At 61.7% G+C, this 17450-nt stretch carries 15 protein-coding genes; 14 read left to right on the forward strand and 1 reads right to left on the reverse strand.

Translation table 11 applies throughout. From position 1 onward, the window contains the following. The first annotated feature begins 1 nt into the window (after position 1). From CLU93_RS19520 to CLU93_RS19555, 8 genes are all read left to right on the forward strand, one after another. The gene (locus CLU93_RS19520) at positions 2-892 is read left to right on the forward strand and encodes a protein-L-isoaspartate(D-aspartate) O-methyltransferase (protein ID WP_099762954.1); all 891 of its coding nucleotides are present in this window, start codon (positions 2-4) and stop codon (positions 890-892) included. Positions 893-934: 42 nt separating this feature from the next. Further along, entirely contained in the window at positions 935-1849 is a 915-nt protein-coding gene (locus tag CLU93_RS19525; protein ID WP_099762955.1) for a peptidoglycan DD-metalloendopeptidase family protein, read from the forward strand. Between the two features lie 8 nt (positions 1850-1857). Further along, complete coding sequence (gene rpoS, locus CLU93_RS19530; RefSeq protein ID WP_099762956.1) at positions 1858-2889, forward strand: RNA polymerase sigma factor RpoS; 1032 nt, start codon at positions 1858-1860, stop codon at positions 2887-2889. 132 nt (positions 2890-3021) lie between these two features. Next, on the forward strand, positions 3022-4362 hold the full coding sequence (rlmD, locus tag CLU93_RS19535; RefSeq protein WP_099762957.1) for a 23S rRNA (uracil(1939)-C(5))-methyltransferase RlmD: 1341 nt from the start codon (positions 3022-3024) through the stop codon (positions 4360-4362). Between the two features lie 541 nt (positions 4363-4903). Beyond that, positions 4904-6820, forward strand: coding sequence for a glycosyl hydrolase family 18 protein (locus tag CLU93_RS19540; protein ID WP_257225022.1), 1917 nt, complete (start codon positions 4904-4906; stop codon positions 6818-6820). 78 nt (positions 6821-6898) lie between these two features. Further along, entirely contained in the window at positions 6899-7948 is a 1050-nt protein-coding gene (locus CLU93_RS19545; RefSeq protein WP_099762958.1) for a cupin-like domain-containing protein, read from the forward strand. Positions 7949-8244: 296 nt separating this feature from the next. Then, positions 8245-9402, forward strand: a complete 1158-nt coding sequence (gene cfa / locus CLU93_RS19550) for a cyclopropane fatty acyl phospholipid synthase (RefSeq protein ID WP_207781101.1) — start codon at positions 8245-8247, stop codon at positions 9400-9402. A 28-nt stretch (positions 9403-9430) separates the two neighbouring features. Next, positions 9431-10276 (forward strand): LysR family transcriptional regulator, encoded by an 846-nt coding sequence (locus CLU93_RS19555; RefSeq protein ID WP_099762960.1) that lies wholly within the window; start codon positions 9431-9433, stop codon positions 10274-10276. Between the two features lie 60 nt (positions 10277-10336). Here CLU93_RS19555 and CLU93_RS19560 read toward each other — a convergent pair whose 3' ends face one another. Beyond that, positions 10337-11023: a Bax inhibitor-1/YccA family protein gene (locus tag CLU93_RS19560; protein WP_034752039.1), complete on the reverse strand. Its 687-nt coding sequence runs from the start codon at positions 11021-11023 to the stop codon at positions 10337-10339. Between the two features lie 221 nt (positions 11024-11244). Between CLU93_RS19560 and ndk the strand changes: the two genes are divergently transcribed. The 6 genes from ndk to hisS all read left to right on the forward strand — a co-directional run bounded on the left by ndk (position 11245) and on the right by hisS (position 17431). Next, entirely contained in the window at positions 11245-11661 is a 417-nt protein-coding gene (ndk, locus tag CLU93_RS19565; protein ID WP_071076275.1) for a nucleoside-diphosphate kinase, read from the forward strand. A gap of 125 nt (positions 11662-11786) precedes the next feature. Continuing rightward, positions 11787-12962, forward strand: a complete 1176-nt coding sequence (rlmN, locus tag CLU93_RS19570; protein ID WP_071076956.1) for a 23S rRNA (adenine(2503)-C(2))-methyltransferase RlmN — start codon at positions 11787-11789, stop codon at positions 12960-12962. An 11-nt stretch (positions 12963-12973) separates the two neighbouring features. Continuing rightward, positions 12974-13750 (forward strand): type IV pilus biogenesis/stability protein PilW, encoded by a 777-nt coding sequence (gene pilW, locus CLU93_RS19575; protein WP_165829513.1) that lies wholly within the window; start codon positions 12974-12976, stop codon positions 13748-13750. A gap of 67 nt (positions 13751-13817) precedes the next feature. Beyond that, a complete protein-coding gene (locus CLU93_RS19580) occupies positions 13818-14717 on the forward strand; it encodes a helix-turn-helix domain-containing protein (protein WP_306594914.1) in 900 nt (299 codons plus the stop codon). Positions 14718-14755: 38 nt separating this feature from the next. After that, positions 14756-16018 carry a flavodoxin-dependent (E)-4-hydroxy-3-methylbut-2-enyl-diphosphate synthase gene (gene ispG / locus CLU93_RS19585; protein WP_099762963.1) on the forward strand — a complete coding sequence of 421 codons (1263 nt, stop codon included), beginning with the start codon at positions 14756-14758 and terminating at the stop codon, positions 16016-16018. A gap of 51 nt (positions 16019-16069) precedes the next feature. Then, a complete protein-coding gene (gene hisS / locus CLU93_RS19590; RefSeq protein ID WP_099762964.1) occupies positions 16070-17431 on the forward strand; it encodes a histidine--tRNA ligase in 1362 nt (453 codons plus the stop codon). Positions 17432-17450 lie beyond the last annotated feature (19 nt).

Consider the following 17450-nt stretch of genomic DNA (forward strand, 5'->3'; position numbering starts at 1 on the left):
TATGACTGACAAGCCGCGTACCTTCCCCCTGACCCTCGATTCGCTGGCCGGCAAGCCCGCCAGGCAGGGCGGGGGGCCGTCGCTGGCGCAGTCGCGCATTGCCACGCCGCAGACGGCGACGCAAAATGCGGCGCAAAATGCGGCCAGGGGAGGCGCGCCGTACCACGCTGCCACGCTGCCCATCGCGCCGTCACGGGCCCAGGCCATCGCCAATGAGCGGGCGCAACCGGCGGTGCCGTCGCCGCCACGGCAAAATCCGCTGGTGTCGGAGGCCGTACGCCGAGCCATGGTGGCGCGCATCGCGAAACAGGGCGTCAAGGATCAGGTGGTGCTCGACGCCATGCAAGCCGTGCCGCGCCATCTGTTCATGGACGAGGCGCTGGCGTCGCAGGCGTATATCGACGCCTCCTTGCCCATCGGCCATCACCAGACCATTTCGCAGCCGTATATCGTGGCGCGCATGATCGAAGTGATGCGCCAGGGCGGCAACTTGCAGCGCGTGCTGGAGATCGGCACGGGCTGCGGTTACCAGGCGACGGTGCTGTCGCTGGTGGCGAAAGAGGTGTATTCGATCGAGCGCATCCGGCCCCTGCACGAGCTGGCGAAGGCCAACCTGCGCCCGCTGCGCGTGTCAAATCTGCGCTTGCAGTACGGAGATGGTATGCTTGGCTTGCCGCAGGCGGCGCCCTTCGACGGGATTATCCTTGCCGCAGCCGGCCTGGAAGTCCCGCAAGCCCTGCTGGAACAGCTGGCGCCCGGCGGGCGTCTGGTTGCGCCGGTGGGGGCTAAATTGCAACACTTACAACTCATTACCCGGGTGGGGAAAATGGAATGGACCAGCCAGACCCTGGAAGACTGCCATTTCGTACCTTTGCGCCCGGGCACCATATGATCCCCGGATCAGCTAGCAAGCAGGACATACAATTACATGCGAATGATTAAGAAAAGTAACATACTTCTATGTAGCATCACCTTGGCCGCGCTGTTGAGCGGTTGTGGCACCACGGGCGTCCAGGCGCCCGTCGTGGAGCGCCATCCATCGAGCAGCAGCGCCGCCGCCAGCGATCCGCGCGACCGCGACCCGGCTTACTACACGGTCAAGCGCGGCGACACCCTGTTGCGCATCGCTCTGGAACACGGCCAGAATTACCGCGACCTGGTGGCCTGGAATGACTTGAGCAACCCGAACGACATCAAGGTCGACCAGGTATTGCGCGTGCTGCCGCCGAATGGCGACACGGGCGGCGCGCAAACGTCGGCCATCGTCATGCCGCCTGTCACGGAGATCAAGCCGGCCGCGCCTGTCGTGCCGAAGAAAACCGGCCCGCGCGGCGAGAAGCGCGCGTATTCCGACGCCACGCTGGCCGAGCTGCGCGCCGATGGCGGCAGCAGCGACGTCAAGCCTGCGCCAGCGCCGGCAGCAACTGTCGCCGCCGCACCGGCCGCTGCGGCAGCGCCTGCAGCAGCGGCGCCTGGCGACGAGAAGATCAGCTGGATGTGGCCTTCCGAAGGCAAGGTCATCGGCACTTTCGACGAAGGCAAGAACAAGGGCGTCGACATCGCCGGCAAGGCGGGCCAGCAAGTGGTGGCGGCCGGCGCGGGAAAAGTCATGTATGCCGGGAGCGGAATCCGTGGTTATGGTAATCTTGTCATCGTGAAGCACAGTAATAGTCTGTTGTCGGCTTATGCGCATAACCGCAGCATCCTGGTGAAGGAAGGGCAGAACGTCAACAAAGGCCAGGCCATCGCCGAAATGGGCGATTCCGATGCCGACCGCGTGAAGCTGCACTTTGAAATCCGCCAGCAGGGCAAGCCTGTCGACCCTTCGAAATTCCTGCCTAACCGTTAGGTAAAGCAATGACACACGCGCCGCACGATCAGCTGGACGATGAGCCGGAACTGCCGGAAGACGGGGCAGACGAAGTCGTGACGGACGAGGCCGGCGAACTCGACGGCATTGATGCCGTCGACGCGGCCGAGGGCGCCGAGGTGGCCAGCGTCAGCGTGCTGGTCGAAAGTGTCGATGAACTGAAAAAGGTGCTGGCGGCCGAGCTGTCGACCGATACCACGCAGCACTATCTGAACCAGATCGGCACGCGGCCCCTGCTGACGGCGCCGCAAGAGGTGCATTACGCCACCCTGGCCAAGCAGGGCAACTTCGAAGCCCGGCAAACCATGATCGAGCACAACCTGCGCCTGGTCGTGTCGATCGCCAAGCATTACATCAACCGCGGCGTGGTCTTGCTCGACATGATCGAGGAGGGCAACATCGGCCTGATGCGCGCCATCGACAAGTTCGAGCCTGAACGCGGATTCCGTTTTTCCACGTATGCCACCTGGTGGATACGCCAGAGCATCGAGCGCGCCATCATGAACCAGGCGCGCACGGTGCGCCTGCCCGTGCACATGGTGCGCGAACTGAACCAGATTTTGCGCGGCAAATACCACCTGGAAGCCCAGCATCACGACGGCAAGGACGCCACTGCGGAAGACATCGCCCACCTGGTGGGCCGCCCCGTGGAAGAGGTGCAGGATATCCTGGCCCTGTCCGAGCACGCCACCTCGCTCGACGCGCCGCTCGACAACGACCCGCAATCGTCGCTGATGGACATGCTGCCTGGCGCCAGCGAAGACAGCCCCGACGCGCGCGCGGAACACCATGAAATGACGGTGCTGGTGCGCGACTGGCTGACCAAGCTGCCCGACAAGCAGCGCGTGGTGATCATGCGCCGTTTCGGTCTCGACAACGACGATCCGGCCACGCTGGAAACCCTGGCCGAAGAAATGGGCGTGACGCGCGAGCGCGTGCGGCAGATCCAGCAGGAAGCGCTGATTAAGTTGAAGCGCGCCATGGCCGCACGCGGGGTGGTGCGCGACTCGTTATTGTAAGACGCCCGGTCCCGGTATTTCCGGGGCCGCATCTGCTATCATACGCCCCGCTCGCGGCGCCTGACCTTTCCCCCATTCTTTCAAGTTCCAGCGCGGCCCTGCGTCCTGGCCCACTCTTACCTATTGATCGCTATGCAAGAAAATATCATCGAAATCAAATCGCTCGACATGGACGCCCGTGGCGTTGGCCATATTGAGAACGAAGACGGCTCGCCGGGCAAGGTCGTGTTTGTCGAAGGCGCATTGCCGGGCGAGCGCGTCAGCTTTGTGACGTACAAGAAAAAGAAAAACTGGGAAATGGCCCGCATGACGGTGCTGCACCGCGAATCATCGATGCGCGTGACACCCAAGTGCAAGCATTTCGATAACTGCGGCGGCTGCTCGATGCAGCATCTGGAGCCGTCGGCGCAGGTGGCGATCAAGCAGCGCGTGCTGGAAGATAACTTGTGGCATATCGGCAAGGTGCGTCCGCAAAGCATCATGCGCCCCATGTATGGACCGACGTGGGGCTACCGCTACCGCGCGCGCCTGTCCGTGCGCCACGTCAAGAAGAAGGATGCCGTGCTGGTGGGCTTCCATGAAAAGAAATCGGCTTTCGTTGCCGACATGGATAGCTGCGAAATCTTGCCACCGCACATCTCCGCCATGCTGCTGCCGCTGCGTGGATTGATTGCTTCGCTGTCGATCTTCGACCAGATGCCGCAGATCGAGCTGGCCGTGGGCGAAGACGTCACGGCGATGGTGCTGCGCATCATGGCGCCATTGACGGCGGACGACGAAACAAAACTGAAAGCCTTTGCCGACGAATACGGCGTGCAATGGTGGCTGCAGGTGAAAGGGCCGGAAACGGCCGTGCCGTTCTATCCGCTGGACAAGCAATTGCACTACCTGCTGCCGGAATTCGGCGTCAAGATGCCGTTCAAGCCTGTCGATTTCACGCAGGTGAACCACCACATCAACCGCGTGCTGGTATCGAAAGCCCTGCGTTTGCTGGAAGTGCAGCCGACCGACCGCGTGGCCGACCTGTTCTGCGGCCTGGGCAATTTCACCTTGCCGCTGGCCACGCAAGGCAGCGCAGTGGTGGGCATCGAAGGCAGTACCACGCTGACGGAACGGGCGCTGGAAAACGCGCTGGCCAACGGCCTGGCGGAAAAAACCTCGTTCTCGACGCGCAACCTGTTCGAAGTCACGACGGACGACCTGATCGCGCTGGGCAAGTTTGACCGCATCCTGGTCGACCCGCCGCGCGATGGCGCCATGGCCCTGTGCCAGGCATTGGTCGGCCTGTCGCAAGTGCGTCCCGACTTGTTGCCGAAACGCATCGTGTACGTCTCGTGCAGCCCGTCGACCCTGGCGCGCGACGCCGGCATCCTGGCGCTGGAAGCGGGTTATGTGCTGAGCAAGGCGGGCGTGGTGAACATGTTCCCACATACCTCGCACGTAGAGTCGATGGCGGTATTTGATTTGCTCTGAGGGCACACCTGAGAAAACGTCCATAGCTGCGTTGCCTTGCCTAGCCGTACTTACGTACTGTCTTTGGCAAGGTGACTTGCTCTGAACGTGGAAAAACGTCCATAGCTGCGTTGCCTTGCCTAGCCGTACTATTCGCACTGTCTTCGGCAAGGCGCCTTGCTCTGAATGTTTTTCAGGCGCGCCGAGGCTATCCATGTGCTGGCCCGGATTCCGCGCTAATACCACTTACAGCGTGTTATAAAACTGGTCTGTCTTTTCCTGATCCAGCGTCTTTTTGCATCCTCCCTCTGCCGTTTTTCATTGTCCAGTAGGACAACACGCCGTTTGCCTGTGCCGCTGCGCTTTCTGCGCGAAGTGGTATTGCCCACTTTGAGGCCACTTCAAAACCACTTGACCGCCTATTTTTTCAGCAGCATGCTGTTCTTGCAACTGCAAAAAACAAAATCACAGGGTAGCTTTTCATTGAAGCAGAGTTGTATTTCCGCAAACCTGAACAGGAGACAGCGTGGAAAATTTGATACTCAAAAAAACGATCAGGAACATGATGGTATGTCTGGCCAGCGGTGGCGTGCTGGCAGCATGCGGCGGTGGCGGCGACGCCAGCGCGCCGGCTGGCTCGCAATTGCTGGCGGCCAGCACGGTGGTCGCCTGCGTGCCATGGCAAGAGGGCGGCACCTATAATGCCGGCACGGTGGTCAGCTACCTGGGCGCCAACTACACGGCCCTGGTGACGCAGACCGATCACGTGGGTTCCGGTTGGAATCCCGTCTCCACGCCTAGCCTGTGGAGCGCAGGCGGCACTTGCGATGGCGGAACTACGCCAATTCCTACGCCGACCCCAACGCCGACTCCGACACCGACGCCCACCCCGACACCGGCGCCAACGCCGAACCCGACGCCCACCCCGACACCAACGCCAACCGGCGGCACGTGCGCGCTGGCATGGGTGGCCGGCACGGCTTACAGCGCGGGCGCCACCGTCAGCCATGCGGGCACGAATTACCGCGCCAACTACTGGACGCAGGGCGACAACCCGTCGACCAGCAGCGGCGCCGCCGGGACGGGCAAGCCATGGACCAGTCAGGAGATCTGCAGCACCACGCCGACACCGACGCCCACTCCGACGCCCACTCCTACCCCGACACCGACACCGACACCGACACCAACGCCAACGCCAACGCCAACGCCGACCGGCCGCGAAGTCGGCTCCTATTTCGCGCAGTGGGGTGTGTATGGCCGCGACTATGAAGTGGCGAACGTGCACTCCAGCGGCGTGGCCGACAAGCTGACCTTCATCAACTACGCTTTCGGCAACATCTATCCGAAAAACGGTGGCTACGAGTGCGCCATGATTACCAAGACGGAGCCGGGCGCGACGAATCCGAATTCGCCGGACGCGGGTACGGGCGGCGATGCCGAGGCCGACTACATCCGCACGCCGAAGCGCACCGTCGATGGCCAAGCCATCCCATGGGACGCTCCATTGTCGGGCAATTTCCTGCAGCTGAAAAAACTGAAGGCGGCGCACCCGAACCTGAAACTGTTCATCTCGCTGGGCGGCTGGAGCTGGTCGAAGAACTTCTCCGTCGGTTCGGCCACCGATGCGCTGCGCAAGCAGATGGTGCGCTCGTGCATCGATATCTACATCAAGGGCAACTTGCCGGTGCAGGGCGGTCGCGGCGGCGCGGGTGCGGCGGCGAATATTTTTGACGGCATCGACATCGACTGGGAGTATCCGGTGGGCGGCGGCCAGCCGTACAACACGGTCAGCCCGAACGACAAGCGCAACTTCACCTTGCTGATGGCGGAATTTCGCAGCCAGCTCGATGCGCTCGGTGCCGCCAACGGCAAGCGCTACCTGTTGACGGCGGCCGTCGGTGCCGGCAAGGACAAGATCGACAACACGGAACCGGCCCTGTACTCGCAGTACATGGATTGGATCAACCTGATGACCTACGACTTCCACGGCGGCTGGGAAACGAGCACCAACTTCAATGCCCAGCTGTTTGCCGACCCTGCCGATCCGTCGACGGGCATGGCGCGCGAATACGTGGGCGACAAGGCGGTGCAGTACATGATTGCCGCCGGCGTGCCGCGCGACAAGCTGCTGCTGGGCATACCGTTCTATGGCCGCGGCTGGACGGGCGTGGCGCCGGGACCGAATGGCGATGGCCTGTACCAGGCGGCCACGGGCACGGCGCCAGGCACTTACGAGTCGGGCATCGAGGACTATAAAATCCTCGTCGCCAAGACCGGTACGCGCTACTACCATCCCGTGACCAGGCAGCTGTACCTGTACACGGGGGCGGGCGGCCAGTGGTGGAGCTATGACGACCCGACTGTCATCGGCACCAAGGTGAAATATGTCAAGGACCAGGGCTTGCGCGGCGCGTTCTCGTGGGAACTCGATGGCGACGCGAATGGCGTGCTGGCGACGGAGGTGTGGAAGGTGCGGTAATGCTGATGTAGCGTAAGACGCGGCCGGATAGCCATGCTGTCCGGCCGGTTGGTCATAAAAATACACAGGAGGCGGGCGATGGCGGCGGTATCGACATTCGGAGTCAAGCAGCACCAAGAGCAGCAGCAGGAACAGGAGCTGAGCCGCGAGTGGCGCAGCTGGATCGCGGAAAACCTCATGCTGGGCAGTCATCCGTCGGCGCTGATGCCGGTGCTGCAACAGGCCGGCATCGCCGAGCCCCTGGCGCGCCGCGAAATCGAGCTCGCGCTGCACAGTCCCTACCTGGCCGGCGCCGTGCGCCTGTCGAACCGGCTGGCCAAGCACGACTGGGTGATCGACATCCAGCGCAAGCTGAACCAGTTGCGTCCACCCGAGATACCGCGTCGCGAGAAATTGACGGCGCAGGAATTCCTCGACGAGTACTACTCCACCAACCAGCCCGTGATCATCACCGGCATGCTCGATGACTGGCCGGCGCTCCGAAAATGGAGTCCGGCCTATTTTCGTGAACACTACGCGCAGCGCGAAGTGGAAGTGCAGTGCGGCCGCGAAGCGGACGCCCAGTACGAAATGAACAGTGTGGCGCACAAGCGCAAGATGGCCTTTGGCGAGTACGCCAGCCTGGTCGAGAACAGCGGCGCGACCAACGATTTCTATATGACGGCGAACAACAATTCGCAAAACAGGCAGGCGCTGCGCGAACTGTGGGACGATATCGGCCAGCTGCCCGAATACCTGAAGCCCGATGGCGCTCCCACGGGCTTTTTATGGTTCGGCCCGGCCGGCACCGTGACGCCATTCCACCACGATCTGACGAACAACTTCATGGCGCAGGTCAAAGGGCGCAAGCGGCTGCGCATCATGGCCGCCTGCGAGGTGGCGCGCGTGTACAACCAGCGCCACTGTTTTACCCCCGTCGACGGGCGCGATATCGACCTGCGGCGCTACCCGCTGATGGCCGACGTGCAGGTGCGCGAATGCGTGCTGGCGCCGGGCGAAATCCTGTTTTTGCCCGTCGGCTGCTGGCATTTTGTCGAAGCGCTCGATATTTCCCTCACCGTGGCGTTTACCAACTTCAAATGGGATAACGATTTTTATAGCAAGTACCCATCGAATCACGACTTTTGATCGTAGTGTGGATGGCGCGAACTTGCCGCGAACAGCCGTCGTACAGGCGGCTTTTTTCATGCTACGGTAGGTATCTTGTATAAGATATTTCCACAAAATAATTTATTCAAATCATTTTACGGCAATTATTTTGATATGAATGGTCATGATGTTTCATTATCCAGATGCGGATGAGGGGTAGATAATTTTATTGCTGGTGCGCCGCCGGGCCTCCGAGTAGACGTGCCGGCGCGCCAGCACCCACAACCATCTGGAGGCGGCAGGGCATGAACACGCAGCAAACGACACAAGCAGCAATGCAGTTGCAACAAGCACAGGCCGGTAGCGCCGGACTCCAGCTCGACACGCGGCTGACGCGCGAAGCGGCCGAATTGCTGGCCAGGGCCGGCATCCACCTGAACGGGCGCGCCGCCTGGGACATGCAGCTGCGCAAACCGGGCGTGCCCGAGCGGGCTTTCGCCAGCGGCAACCTGGGCCTGGGCGAAGCGTACATGGATGGCGACTGGGATGCGAGCCAGCTCGACGAATTCTTTTGCCATCTGTTGCGCGCCAGAGTGGCCGACGACGTGCGCCCGATGCGCCTGGTCTTCCACGCCCTGACTGCGCGCCTGTTCAACTTGCAGACGGAGCGCCGCGCGTGGATGGTGGGAAAGGAACACTACGACCTGGGCAACGCCTTCTATGCGGCCATGCTCGATGCGCGCATGACCTATACTTGCGGCTACTGGAAGGATGCCAGCAACCTGGCCGAGGCGCAGGAAGCCAAGCTTGATCTGATTTGCCGCAAGCTCAGGCTGGAGCCGGGCATGCGCGTGCTCGACATCGGCTGCGGCTGGGGCAGTTTCATGCGCTATGCGGCGGAAAAATACCAGGTGCAGTGCGTGGGCGTGACCATCTCGCAAGAGCAGGTCGCGTACGCGCGCGGCATGCCGGGCGGGGACAAGCTGGACTTCCGCCTGCAGGATTACCGCGACACCGATGAAAAATTCGATCGCATCGTCAGCATCGGCATGTTCGAGCACGTGGGACACAAGAACCACCGCACCTTCATGGAAGTGGCGCACCGCTGTCTGGAAGACGACGGCCTGTTCCTGCTGCACACGATCGGCAAGAACAAGCGCCAATCCGCGTGCGACCCGTGGATCGACAAATACATCTTCCCGAACGGCGACTTGCCGTCGATCGGGCAAATCGGCGACGCCATCGACGATCTGTTTGTGGCCGAAGACCTGCACAACTTCGGCGCCGACTACGACCAGACCCTGATGGCCTGGCACGCCAATTTTGAGCAGGCGTGGCCGCAGTTTTCCGCCCAGCTGGGCGAGCGCTTCCACCGCATGTGGTCCTACTATCTGCTGTCCTGCGCCGGTGCCTTCCGCGCGCGCGACTTGCAGCTGTGGCAATGGGTCTTGTCGAAGCAGGGCGTGCTGGGCGGTTACGAGCGTGTCAGTTGAGATGCGCGGCAGCTGATATCATGGCTTGATGGATATCAATCAAGCGCGTACCTTCCTGGAAGTGGCTTCCTGCGGCAGTTTCATCATGGCGGCCGAGCGCATGCACGTGACGCAAACGGCCGTCAGCGCCCGCATCCGCACCCTGGAGCAGCAGCTGGGGCGCCAGCTATTCGTGCGCAACAAGGCGGGCGCGCGTCTGACGTCGGCCGGCGAGCGCTTCATGCGCCATGCGGCCACGATGGTGCAGGTGTGGGAGCGGGCGCGCCACCAGGTTGCGCTGCCGCCGGGGCGCGACGACGCCGTCAGCATCGGCTGCGAACTGAGCCTGTGGCAGCCGCTGCTCGGTGACTGGCTCATACGCATGAGCCGCGATTGCCCCGAGATCGCCTTGCGCGCGGAAGTCGACAGCCCGGCACGCCTGCTCGACGCCGTGCACGACGGCTCGCTCGACCTGGCCGTGCTGTACAACCCGCCGCAGCGCCCGGGCCTGGCCAGCGAATTGCTGGCCGAGGAAAAACTGGTGATGGTGACCACGCACGCCGATGGGCAGATGCATGCCGATACGTATGTGTATGTGGACTGGGGGCCCAGCTTTGCGGCCAACCACCAGGCGACGTATCCGGAGCTGAGCAGCCCGCCCGTCTCGATTTCGCTGGGGCCACTGGCCCTCGTGTACCTGCTGGAAGTGGGCGGCGCCAGTTACTTTCGCATCGGCAGCGCGCAACCTTACCTCGATGCGGGCCTCTTGTACCGCGTGCGCGACGCGCCCGAATTCTCGCATTCCGCCTACGCCGTGTATGCGGCCCAGCGCGACAACCCGACCCTGGACCGCGCCCGCGCCTGCCTGCGCGAGGTGGCGGAGAAGAGCAAGTAATGCTGCAGACGTAAAAAAGCCGACCCGAGGGTCGGCTTTTTGCTGTTTCAAGCGCAGCGCTTAGTCGCGGCTGCCGCCTGCAAAACCTAAAAGCGACAGCAGGCTGGTGAAGATGTTGTACACGTCCAGGTAGATGCGCAGGGTGGCCGAGATGTAGTTGGTCTCGCCGCCGTTGATGATTTGCTGCACGTCATACAGGATGTAGGCCGAGAAGATGGCGATGGCGACCATGGAGATCACGATCGACAGTGCCGACAGGCCCAGGAAGATGTTCGCCACCGATGCCAGGATCAGCACGATCACGCCGGCGAACAGCCATTTGCCCATGGCCGAGAAGTCGCGCTTCGATACCGTGGCGATGGTCGCCATCACGGCCAGGATGGTGGCCGTGCCGCCGAATGCCGTCATGATCAGCATGCCGCCGTTCGAGTAGCCGAGCGTGCGCGTCAGGATAGGCGTGAGCATCAGGCCCATGAAGAAGGTAAAGCCCAGCAGGACGGCAACGCCGAGGCCCGAGTTCTTGGTTTTTTCGATCGCGTACATGAAGCCGAATGCGACGGCCATGAAGATGATGAAACCCATGCCGCCGGTCAGCATCGGCAAATGCATTTGCACGCCGATGAAGGCGCCCAGCACGGTCGGTATCATGGACAGTGCCAGCAGCCAGTAAGTGTTGCGCAAGACCTGATGGCGGACTTGCTGCATGCCCCCCGACAGGTCAAAGGTGCGTTGCATGTTCTGATTCATAGTGCCTCCGTGTTGTCAATTCAAATTACTGCTTTACCCAAGGATAGCATGAGGGCCGGAATTTGCCAAAAAAGCAGCTTAAGATTTCATTAAACTCAAGCGGCAGGGAAGCATGCCCCCTGCCTGTCTGGGTGATATGGGGTGGAGTATGGTAAAATCAAAGGTTGATTGAGTTATCAATTTACCGTTTTAAACCTTACTTTTTATTGGAGTTTTCACACATGGCAATCGAACGCACCCTGTCGATCATCAAACCAGACGCAGTTGCAAAAAACGTCATCGGTCAAATTTACACCCGTTTTGAAAACGCTGGCCTGAAAATCGTTGCAGCACGCATGACCCAACTGTCGCGCGAACAAGCTGAAGGTTTCTACGCAGCGCACAAAGAACGCGGCTTCTTCAAAGATCTGGTCGACTTCATGGTTTCCGGTCCCGTCATGATCCAGGCCCTGGAAGGCGAAAACGCCGTTCTGGCCCACCGTGACCTGATGGGCGCGACCGATCCGAAGAAAGCAGAAAAAGGCACGATCCGCGCCGATTTCGCCGATTCGATCGACGCTAACGCCGTACACGGTTCCGACGCTGTCGAAGCTGCTCAAGTGGAAATCGCTTACTTCTTCCCAGAACTGAAGGCTTAATTGCCTTAGATAACGTTATTTCCTGGCGTTATCTGTGAAATAACTTATCACCCCCTGTTCCCGCTGCGCTGTGGAGTTTTCGCTCCTGATGCGCGCGGGGACGGATTTTTAGAATAGACAAGATCATGAATACGACGACCCTCACCAACTTGCTGGACCTCGATCCCGCGCAACTCATCGCCTACTGCGCCGAGTTGGGAGAGAAACCGTTTCGTGCGAAACAATTGCAACGTTGGATACACCAGTTCGGCGCTTCCGATTTCGACGCCATGACGGACCTGGCCAAGTCGCTGCGCGACAAGCTGGCCACGCGCGCCGAAGTGCGCGCCCCGGCCATCATCAGCGACCATACGTCGACGGACGGCACGCGCAAGTGGCTGGTCGACGTGGGCAATGGCAATGCCGTGGAAACCGTGTTCATTCCGGAAGAAAACCGCGGCACCCTGTGCATCTCGACCCAGGCCGGCTGCGCCGTGAACTGCCGTTTCTGCTCGACGGGCAAGCAAGGCTTCAACCGCAACCTCAGCGTTGGCGAAATCATCGGCCAGCTGTGGATGGCGGAATTCGAATTGCGCCGCACCAAGGGCATCGAGCCGGGCCCGAAAGGCGAGCGCCAGATCACCAACGTGGTGATGATGGGCATGGGCGAACCGCTGCTGAACTTTGAGCCGACCGTTACGGCCCTGAAATTGATGCTCGACGACAACGCCTACGGCCTGTCGCGCCGCCGCGTGACCCTGTCGACCTCGGGCGTGGTGCCGATGATGGACAAGCTGTCGCAGGAAGTGCCGGTGGCCCTGGCCGTCTCGCTGCACGCCTCGAACGATGCCTTGCGCGATGGTTTGATTCCACTGAACAAGAAATACCCGCTGAAAGAATTGATGGCGGCCTGCAAGCGCTACCTGGAATTCGCCCCACGCGACTTCATCACGTTTGAATACTGCATGCTCGATGGCGTCAACGACAGCGACGAGCACGCGCACGAACTGCTGGCGCTGGTGCAAGACCGCGAGTTCGGCGTGAACTGCAAGTTCAACCTGATTCCATTCAACCCGTTTCCCGAGTCGGGCCTGTTCCGCTCGAAAAACCCGCGCATCAAGGCGTTTGCCCAGGTGCTGATGGATGGCGGCATCATTACCACCGTGCGCAAGACGCGCGGCGACGATATCGATGCGGCCTGCGGCCAGCTGGCCGGCGAAGTCAAGGACCGCACGCGGGTGCAGGAACGCATGGAAAAGATGACCGAGTATCAGCAAAAATTCGGCGCCAATTTCGGCAAGATCGTGGAGATCCGCTCCTGATGCGGGGAAGCATGGCTTATCCTGGCGCACTTGCCGCGGCTGTTGTCAGCCTGGGCGTGCTGCTGGCCGGCTGTGCTTCCACCGCGGACAAGCAGCAAGCTGCTTCTGTCGAGCAGCGCGCCGCCTTGCGTTTGCAGCTGGCCAGCGCCTATTATATGCAAGACCAGTTTGTGGTGGCGTTGGCCGAAGCGGAGCAGGCGGTGCAGCTGGTGCCGGACAATGCCCAGGTGCGCGGCATGCGCGCTCTGATTTTTGCTGCCCTGCGCCAACCTGTGGCTGCCGAAAAAGATTTTCTTTACGCATTGCGCCTCGCGCCCCACAATCCTGAGTTGAGCAATAATTATGGCCTGTTTCTGTGCCAGACCGGGCGCGCGGCGCAGTCGTTGACGTATTTTGATGCTGCATTGCAAGATGTCGCCTATGGCACGCCTGAACTGGCGCTGCATAATGCGGCGGCGTGCAGCCTGGTCATGCAAGATTACCCGCGCGCCGCCAGCTACTGGCTCAAGGCGGAGCGCATCGCACCTGGTACGGCCATCACGTATGCCGGCCTGGTGCGCGTGTATTACCAACAGCAAGACTACCGGCAAGCGGCTCATTACCTTGAGCGGCTCGGTAAAGTAGCGACAATGGAGAGCCAGGCGGCCGATGTGCTGTGGCTCGGGATCAAGGTGCAGCATAAGCTCGGGGATGCGGGTGCGGAAGCTGGCCTGGGGGCGCATTTGCGCAACCACCATTCCGGCTCCCCCGAATATGCTGCTTATCAAAATGGGGCGTTTGATGAGTGAGACAGGGATACCAATGAATTCAGAGTGGGCAGAAACGCCTCAGCAGCAGCCCCAGGGCAATCTTGCGTTGGCAGGCGCACAGTTGAAGGCGCAGCGCGAAGCGCTGGGCTGGCCGGTGGAACAGGTGGCCGACCAGCTCAAACTGGCGCCACGCCAGGTGATCGCGCTGGAAGCGGGCGACATGGCGGCCTTGCCGAACCTGGCCGTGGTGCGCGGTTTCGTGCGCGCCTATGCCAAGGTGGTCAAGCTCGACGCGGCGCCGCTGGTGGCCATGATCGAAGTCCATCCGGCGCCGGCGCAAGACCCGGCTATCGCGCCCGTGCGGCGTGAAATTTCCGCCACGTTTTCCGAATCGCGCTTCCCGTCGATGACGCAGCGCTCGTCGAACCAGACTCCGCTCTGGATCGCCGGCGCCGTGGCTGTCGTCGTGGCCGCCGCCTTTGGCGCTTACAAGCTCGGCTATGTACCCGCCAGCCTGGTGTCCTCGCACGCCGAGAAAGAAACCGCGCATGCGGACGTGGGCCCCGTGGAAACGACCCTGATCAAGCCGGGCCAGGACTTGACGCCCGTGCAGACGCCATCCGTGCCGCTGATTTCCGTCCCGCCGCCGCCAGGCAACGATACGCAGACGGGCGCACCGGCTTCTGCCGTCGCTTCGGCGCCGGCCGCCGCGCCAGCAGTTGAGCCAGCGACAACGGCTGCCGTCGCGCCGGCCGCTGCTGCCGTGGGTGCGAATACGCTGGTGTTGAAGGTGGAGCAGGATTCCTGGGTGGAAATCCGCCGCCCAGGCAGCTCGCCGCTGATTTCGCGCATGGTCAAGGCGGGCAGCACGGAAACGTTCGATATCGCGGGACCGGCCACCCTGGTGGTGGGCAAGCCGGGTGCCGTGCAGGCAACCTTGCGCGGTGCCAAACTGGATCTGCCGACCGTTGCCGGTGGCACGATTTCCCGTGTCAGCATCAAATAATTGCAGTAACCGTTCAAGCAAACTCAGAAGATAATATTATGGCTACCTCGAAAACAGCGATCGGCTCCGGTCCTTCCGGCCGCCGCGACAGCCGCAAGGTGCTGATCGCGCACGGCCAGCGCCAGATCTGGGTGGGCGGCGACGCCCCCGTGGTGGTGCAGTCGATGACGAACACGGATACGGCCGACGCCATCGGCACGGCGATCCAGATCAAGGAACTGGCGCGTGCCGGTTCGGAACTGGTGCGCCTGACGGTGGACCGGCCGGAAGCGGCCGCCGCCGTGCCATACATCCGCGAGCAGCTCGACAAGATGGACATCGACGTGCCGCTGGTGGGCGATTTTCACTATAACGGCCACACCCTGCTCAACGACTACCCCGATTGCGCGCGCGCGCTGTCGAAGTACCGCATCAATCCGGGCAACGTGGGCAAGGGCGCCAAGCGTGACACGCAATTTGCACAAATGATCGAAGCGGCTTGCAAGTACGACAAGCCGGTGCGCATCGGCGTGAACTGGGGCAGCCTGGATCAAGCCTTGCTGGCGCGCATCATGGATGAAAACGCGGGCCGCGCCGACCCATGGCCGGCGCAAGCCGTCATGTATGAAGCGCTGGTGACGTCGGCGATTGAAAACGCCGTGCGCGCCGAAGAGCTGGGCCTGGGCCGCGACAAGATCATCCTGTCGTGCAAGGTCTCTGGCGTACAAGACCTGATCGCCGTGTACCGCGAGCTGGCGCAGCGCTGCGACTATCCGCTGCACCTGGGCCTGACAGAAGCGGGCATGGGCAGCAAGGGTATCGTGGCGTCCACCGCGGCGCTGTCCGTGCTGCTGCAAGAGGGCATCGGCGACACCATCCGCATCTCGCTCACGCCTGAACCGGGCGGCGACCGCACGCGCGAAGTGATTGTCGGCCAGGAAATTTTGCAAACCATGGGCTTGCGCAAGTTCGCGCCGATGGTGATCGCCTGTCCGGGCTGTGGCCGCACCACGTCGACCACTTTCCAGGAACTGGCCGACAACATTCAGACGTATCTGCGCGAGCAGATGCCGGAATGGAAGATAGCGTATCCGGGCGTGGAAGCGATGAACGTGGCCGTCATGGGCTGCATCGTCAACGGCCCCGGCGAATCGAAGCATGCGAACATCGGCATCAGCCTGCCCGGCACGGGCGAGTCGCCGGCCGCGCCCGTGTTTGTCGACGGCGAAAAAGTCGTCACCCTGCGCGGCGAACGCATCGTCGAGGAATTCCAGGACATCGTCCTCAATTATGTTAAAAGCCATTATGGCGCAGCAGCGTAGGTCGGATTAGCGCTACGCGCGTAATCCGACAATCAAGTTAAAGAGAACACTATGTCCGAAAATAAAAAGCTCGATAAAATCACCGCCGTCAAAGGCATGAATGACGTGCTGCCCGCCGACGCCCCGCTGTGGGAATTGTTTGAAAATACGGCGCAATCCGTGCTGCAAAGCTATGGCTTCCAGCAGATCCGCACGCCGATCGTGGAAGAAACGAAATTGTTCGCGCGCGCCATCGGCGCCGTGACCGATATCGTGGAAAAGGAAATGTACTCGTTCACCGATTCGATGAACGGCGACAATCTGACCCTGCGTCCTGAGGGCACGGCCGGCGTGGTGCGCGCCGTGGTCGAGCACAACCTCGTCTACGAAGGCCCGAAACGCCTGTGGTACAAAGGCCAGATGTTCCGCCACGAGCGCCCGCAAAAGGGTCGCTATCGCCAGTTCCACCAGTTCGGCGCGGAAGCCATCGGCTTTACGGGCCCGGACATCGACGCCGAGCTGATCATGATGACCCGCCGCCTGTGGGATGACCTGGGCCTGGAAGGCATCCGCCTGGAACTGAACTCGATCGGCGACGCGGACGAGCGTCTGCGCCACCGCGCCGACCTGATCGCCTACCTGGAAAGCCACAGCGAGCTGCTCGACGAAGAAGCCAAGCGCCGCCTGCACAGCAATCCGCTGCGCATCCTCGACACCAAGAACCCTGCCATGCAGGACCTGGTCAATGGCGCGCCGAAGCTGCTGGACTACCTGGGCGAGGAATCGCTGGCCCACTTCCACGGCGTGCAGAAGATCTTGAACCACAACAATATCCCGTTCACCATCAATCCACGCCTGGTGCGCGGCCTCGATTACTACAACCGCACGGTGTTCGAGTGGGTCAGCGACAAGCTGGGCGCGCAAGGTACGGTGTGCGCCGGTGGCCGCTATGACGGCATGGTGGAAATGTTCGGTGGCAAATCGACGCCAGCCGTCGGTTTCGGCATGGGCGTCGAACGCCTGGTGCTGCTGATGAAGGATGCGGCTGAGCCTGAAGCGCCGGCCCAGTGCGACGTGTATCTGGTGCACCAGGGCGAGCAGGCAGGCTTGCAAGCTTTCGTGCTGGCCGAGCGGATTCGCGATGCGGGCCTCGACGTTGTGCTACATTGCGCAGCGAGCAACGGCGGCGGCAGCTTCAAGACGCAAATGAAAAAGGCCGATGCCAGCGGCGCGGCGTTTGCCGTGATCATGGGCGACGATGAAATCGCCAACAATGTCGCCACGGTGAAAGCCATGCGCGAAGCCGATGCAGGCGCGCAGCAGAGCACGGTGCCGTTCGACGATGTCGTCGATTACGTGGTGGACCAGATCATCGGCGACCACGATTGCGGCCACGACCACGGTCCTGGCGGCCACGTGCATCACCACCATTGATTTGAAGTAAGACCGTACT

This window comes from Janthinobacterium sp. 35, assembly GCF_002754575.1.
GTDB lineage: Bacteria > Pseudomonadota > Gammaproteobacteria > Burkholderiales > Burkholderiaceae_D > Janthinobacterium > Janthinobacterium tructae.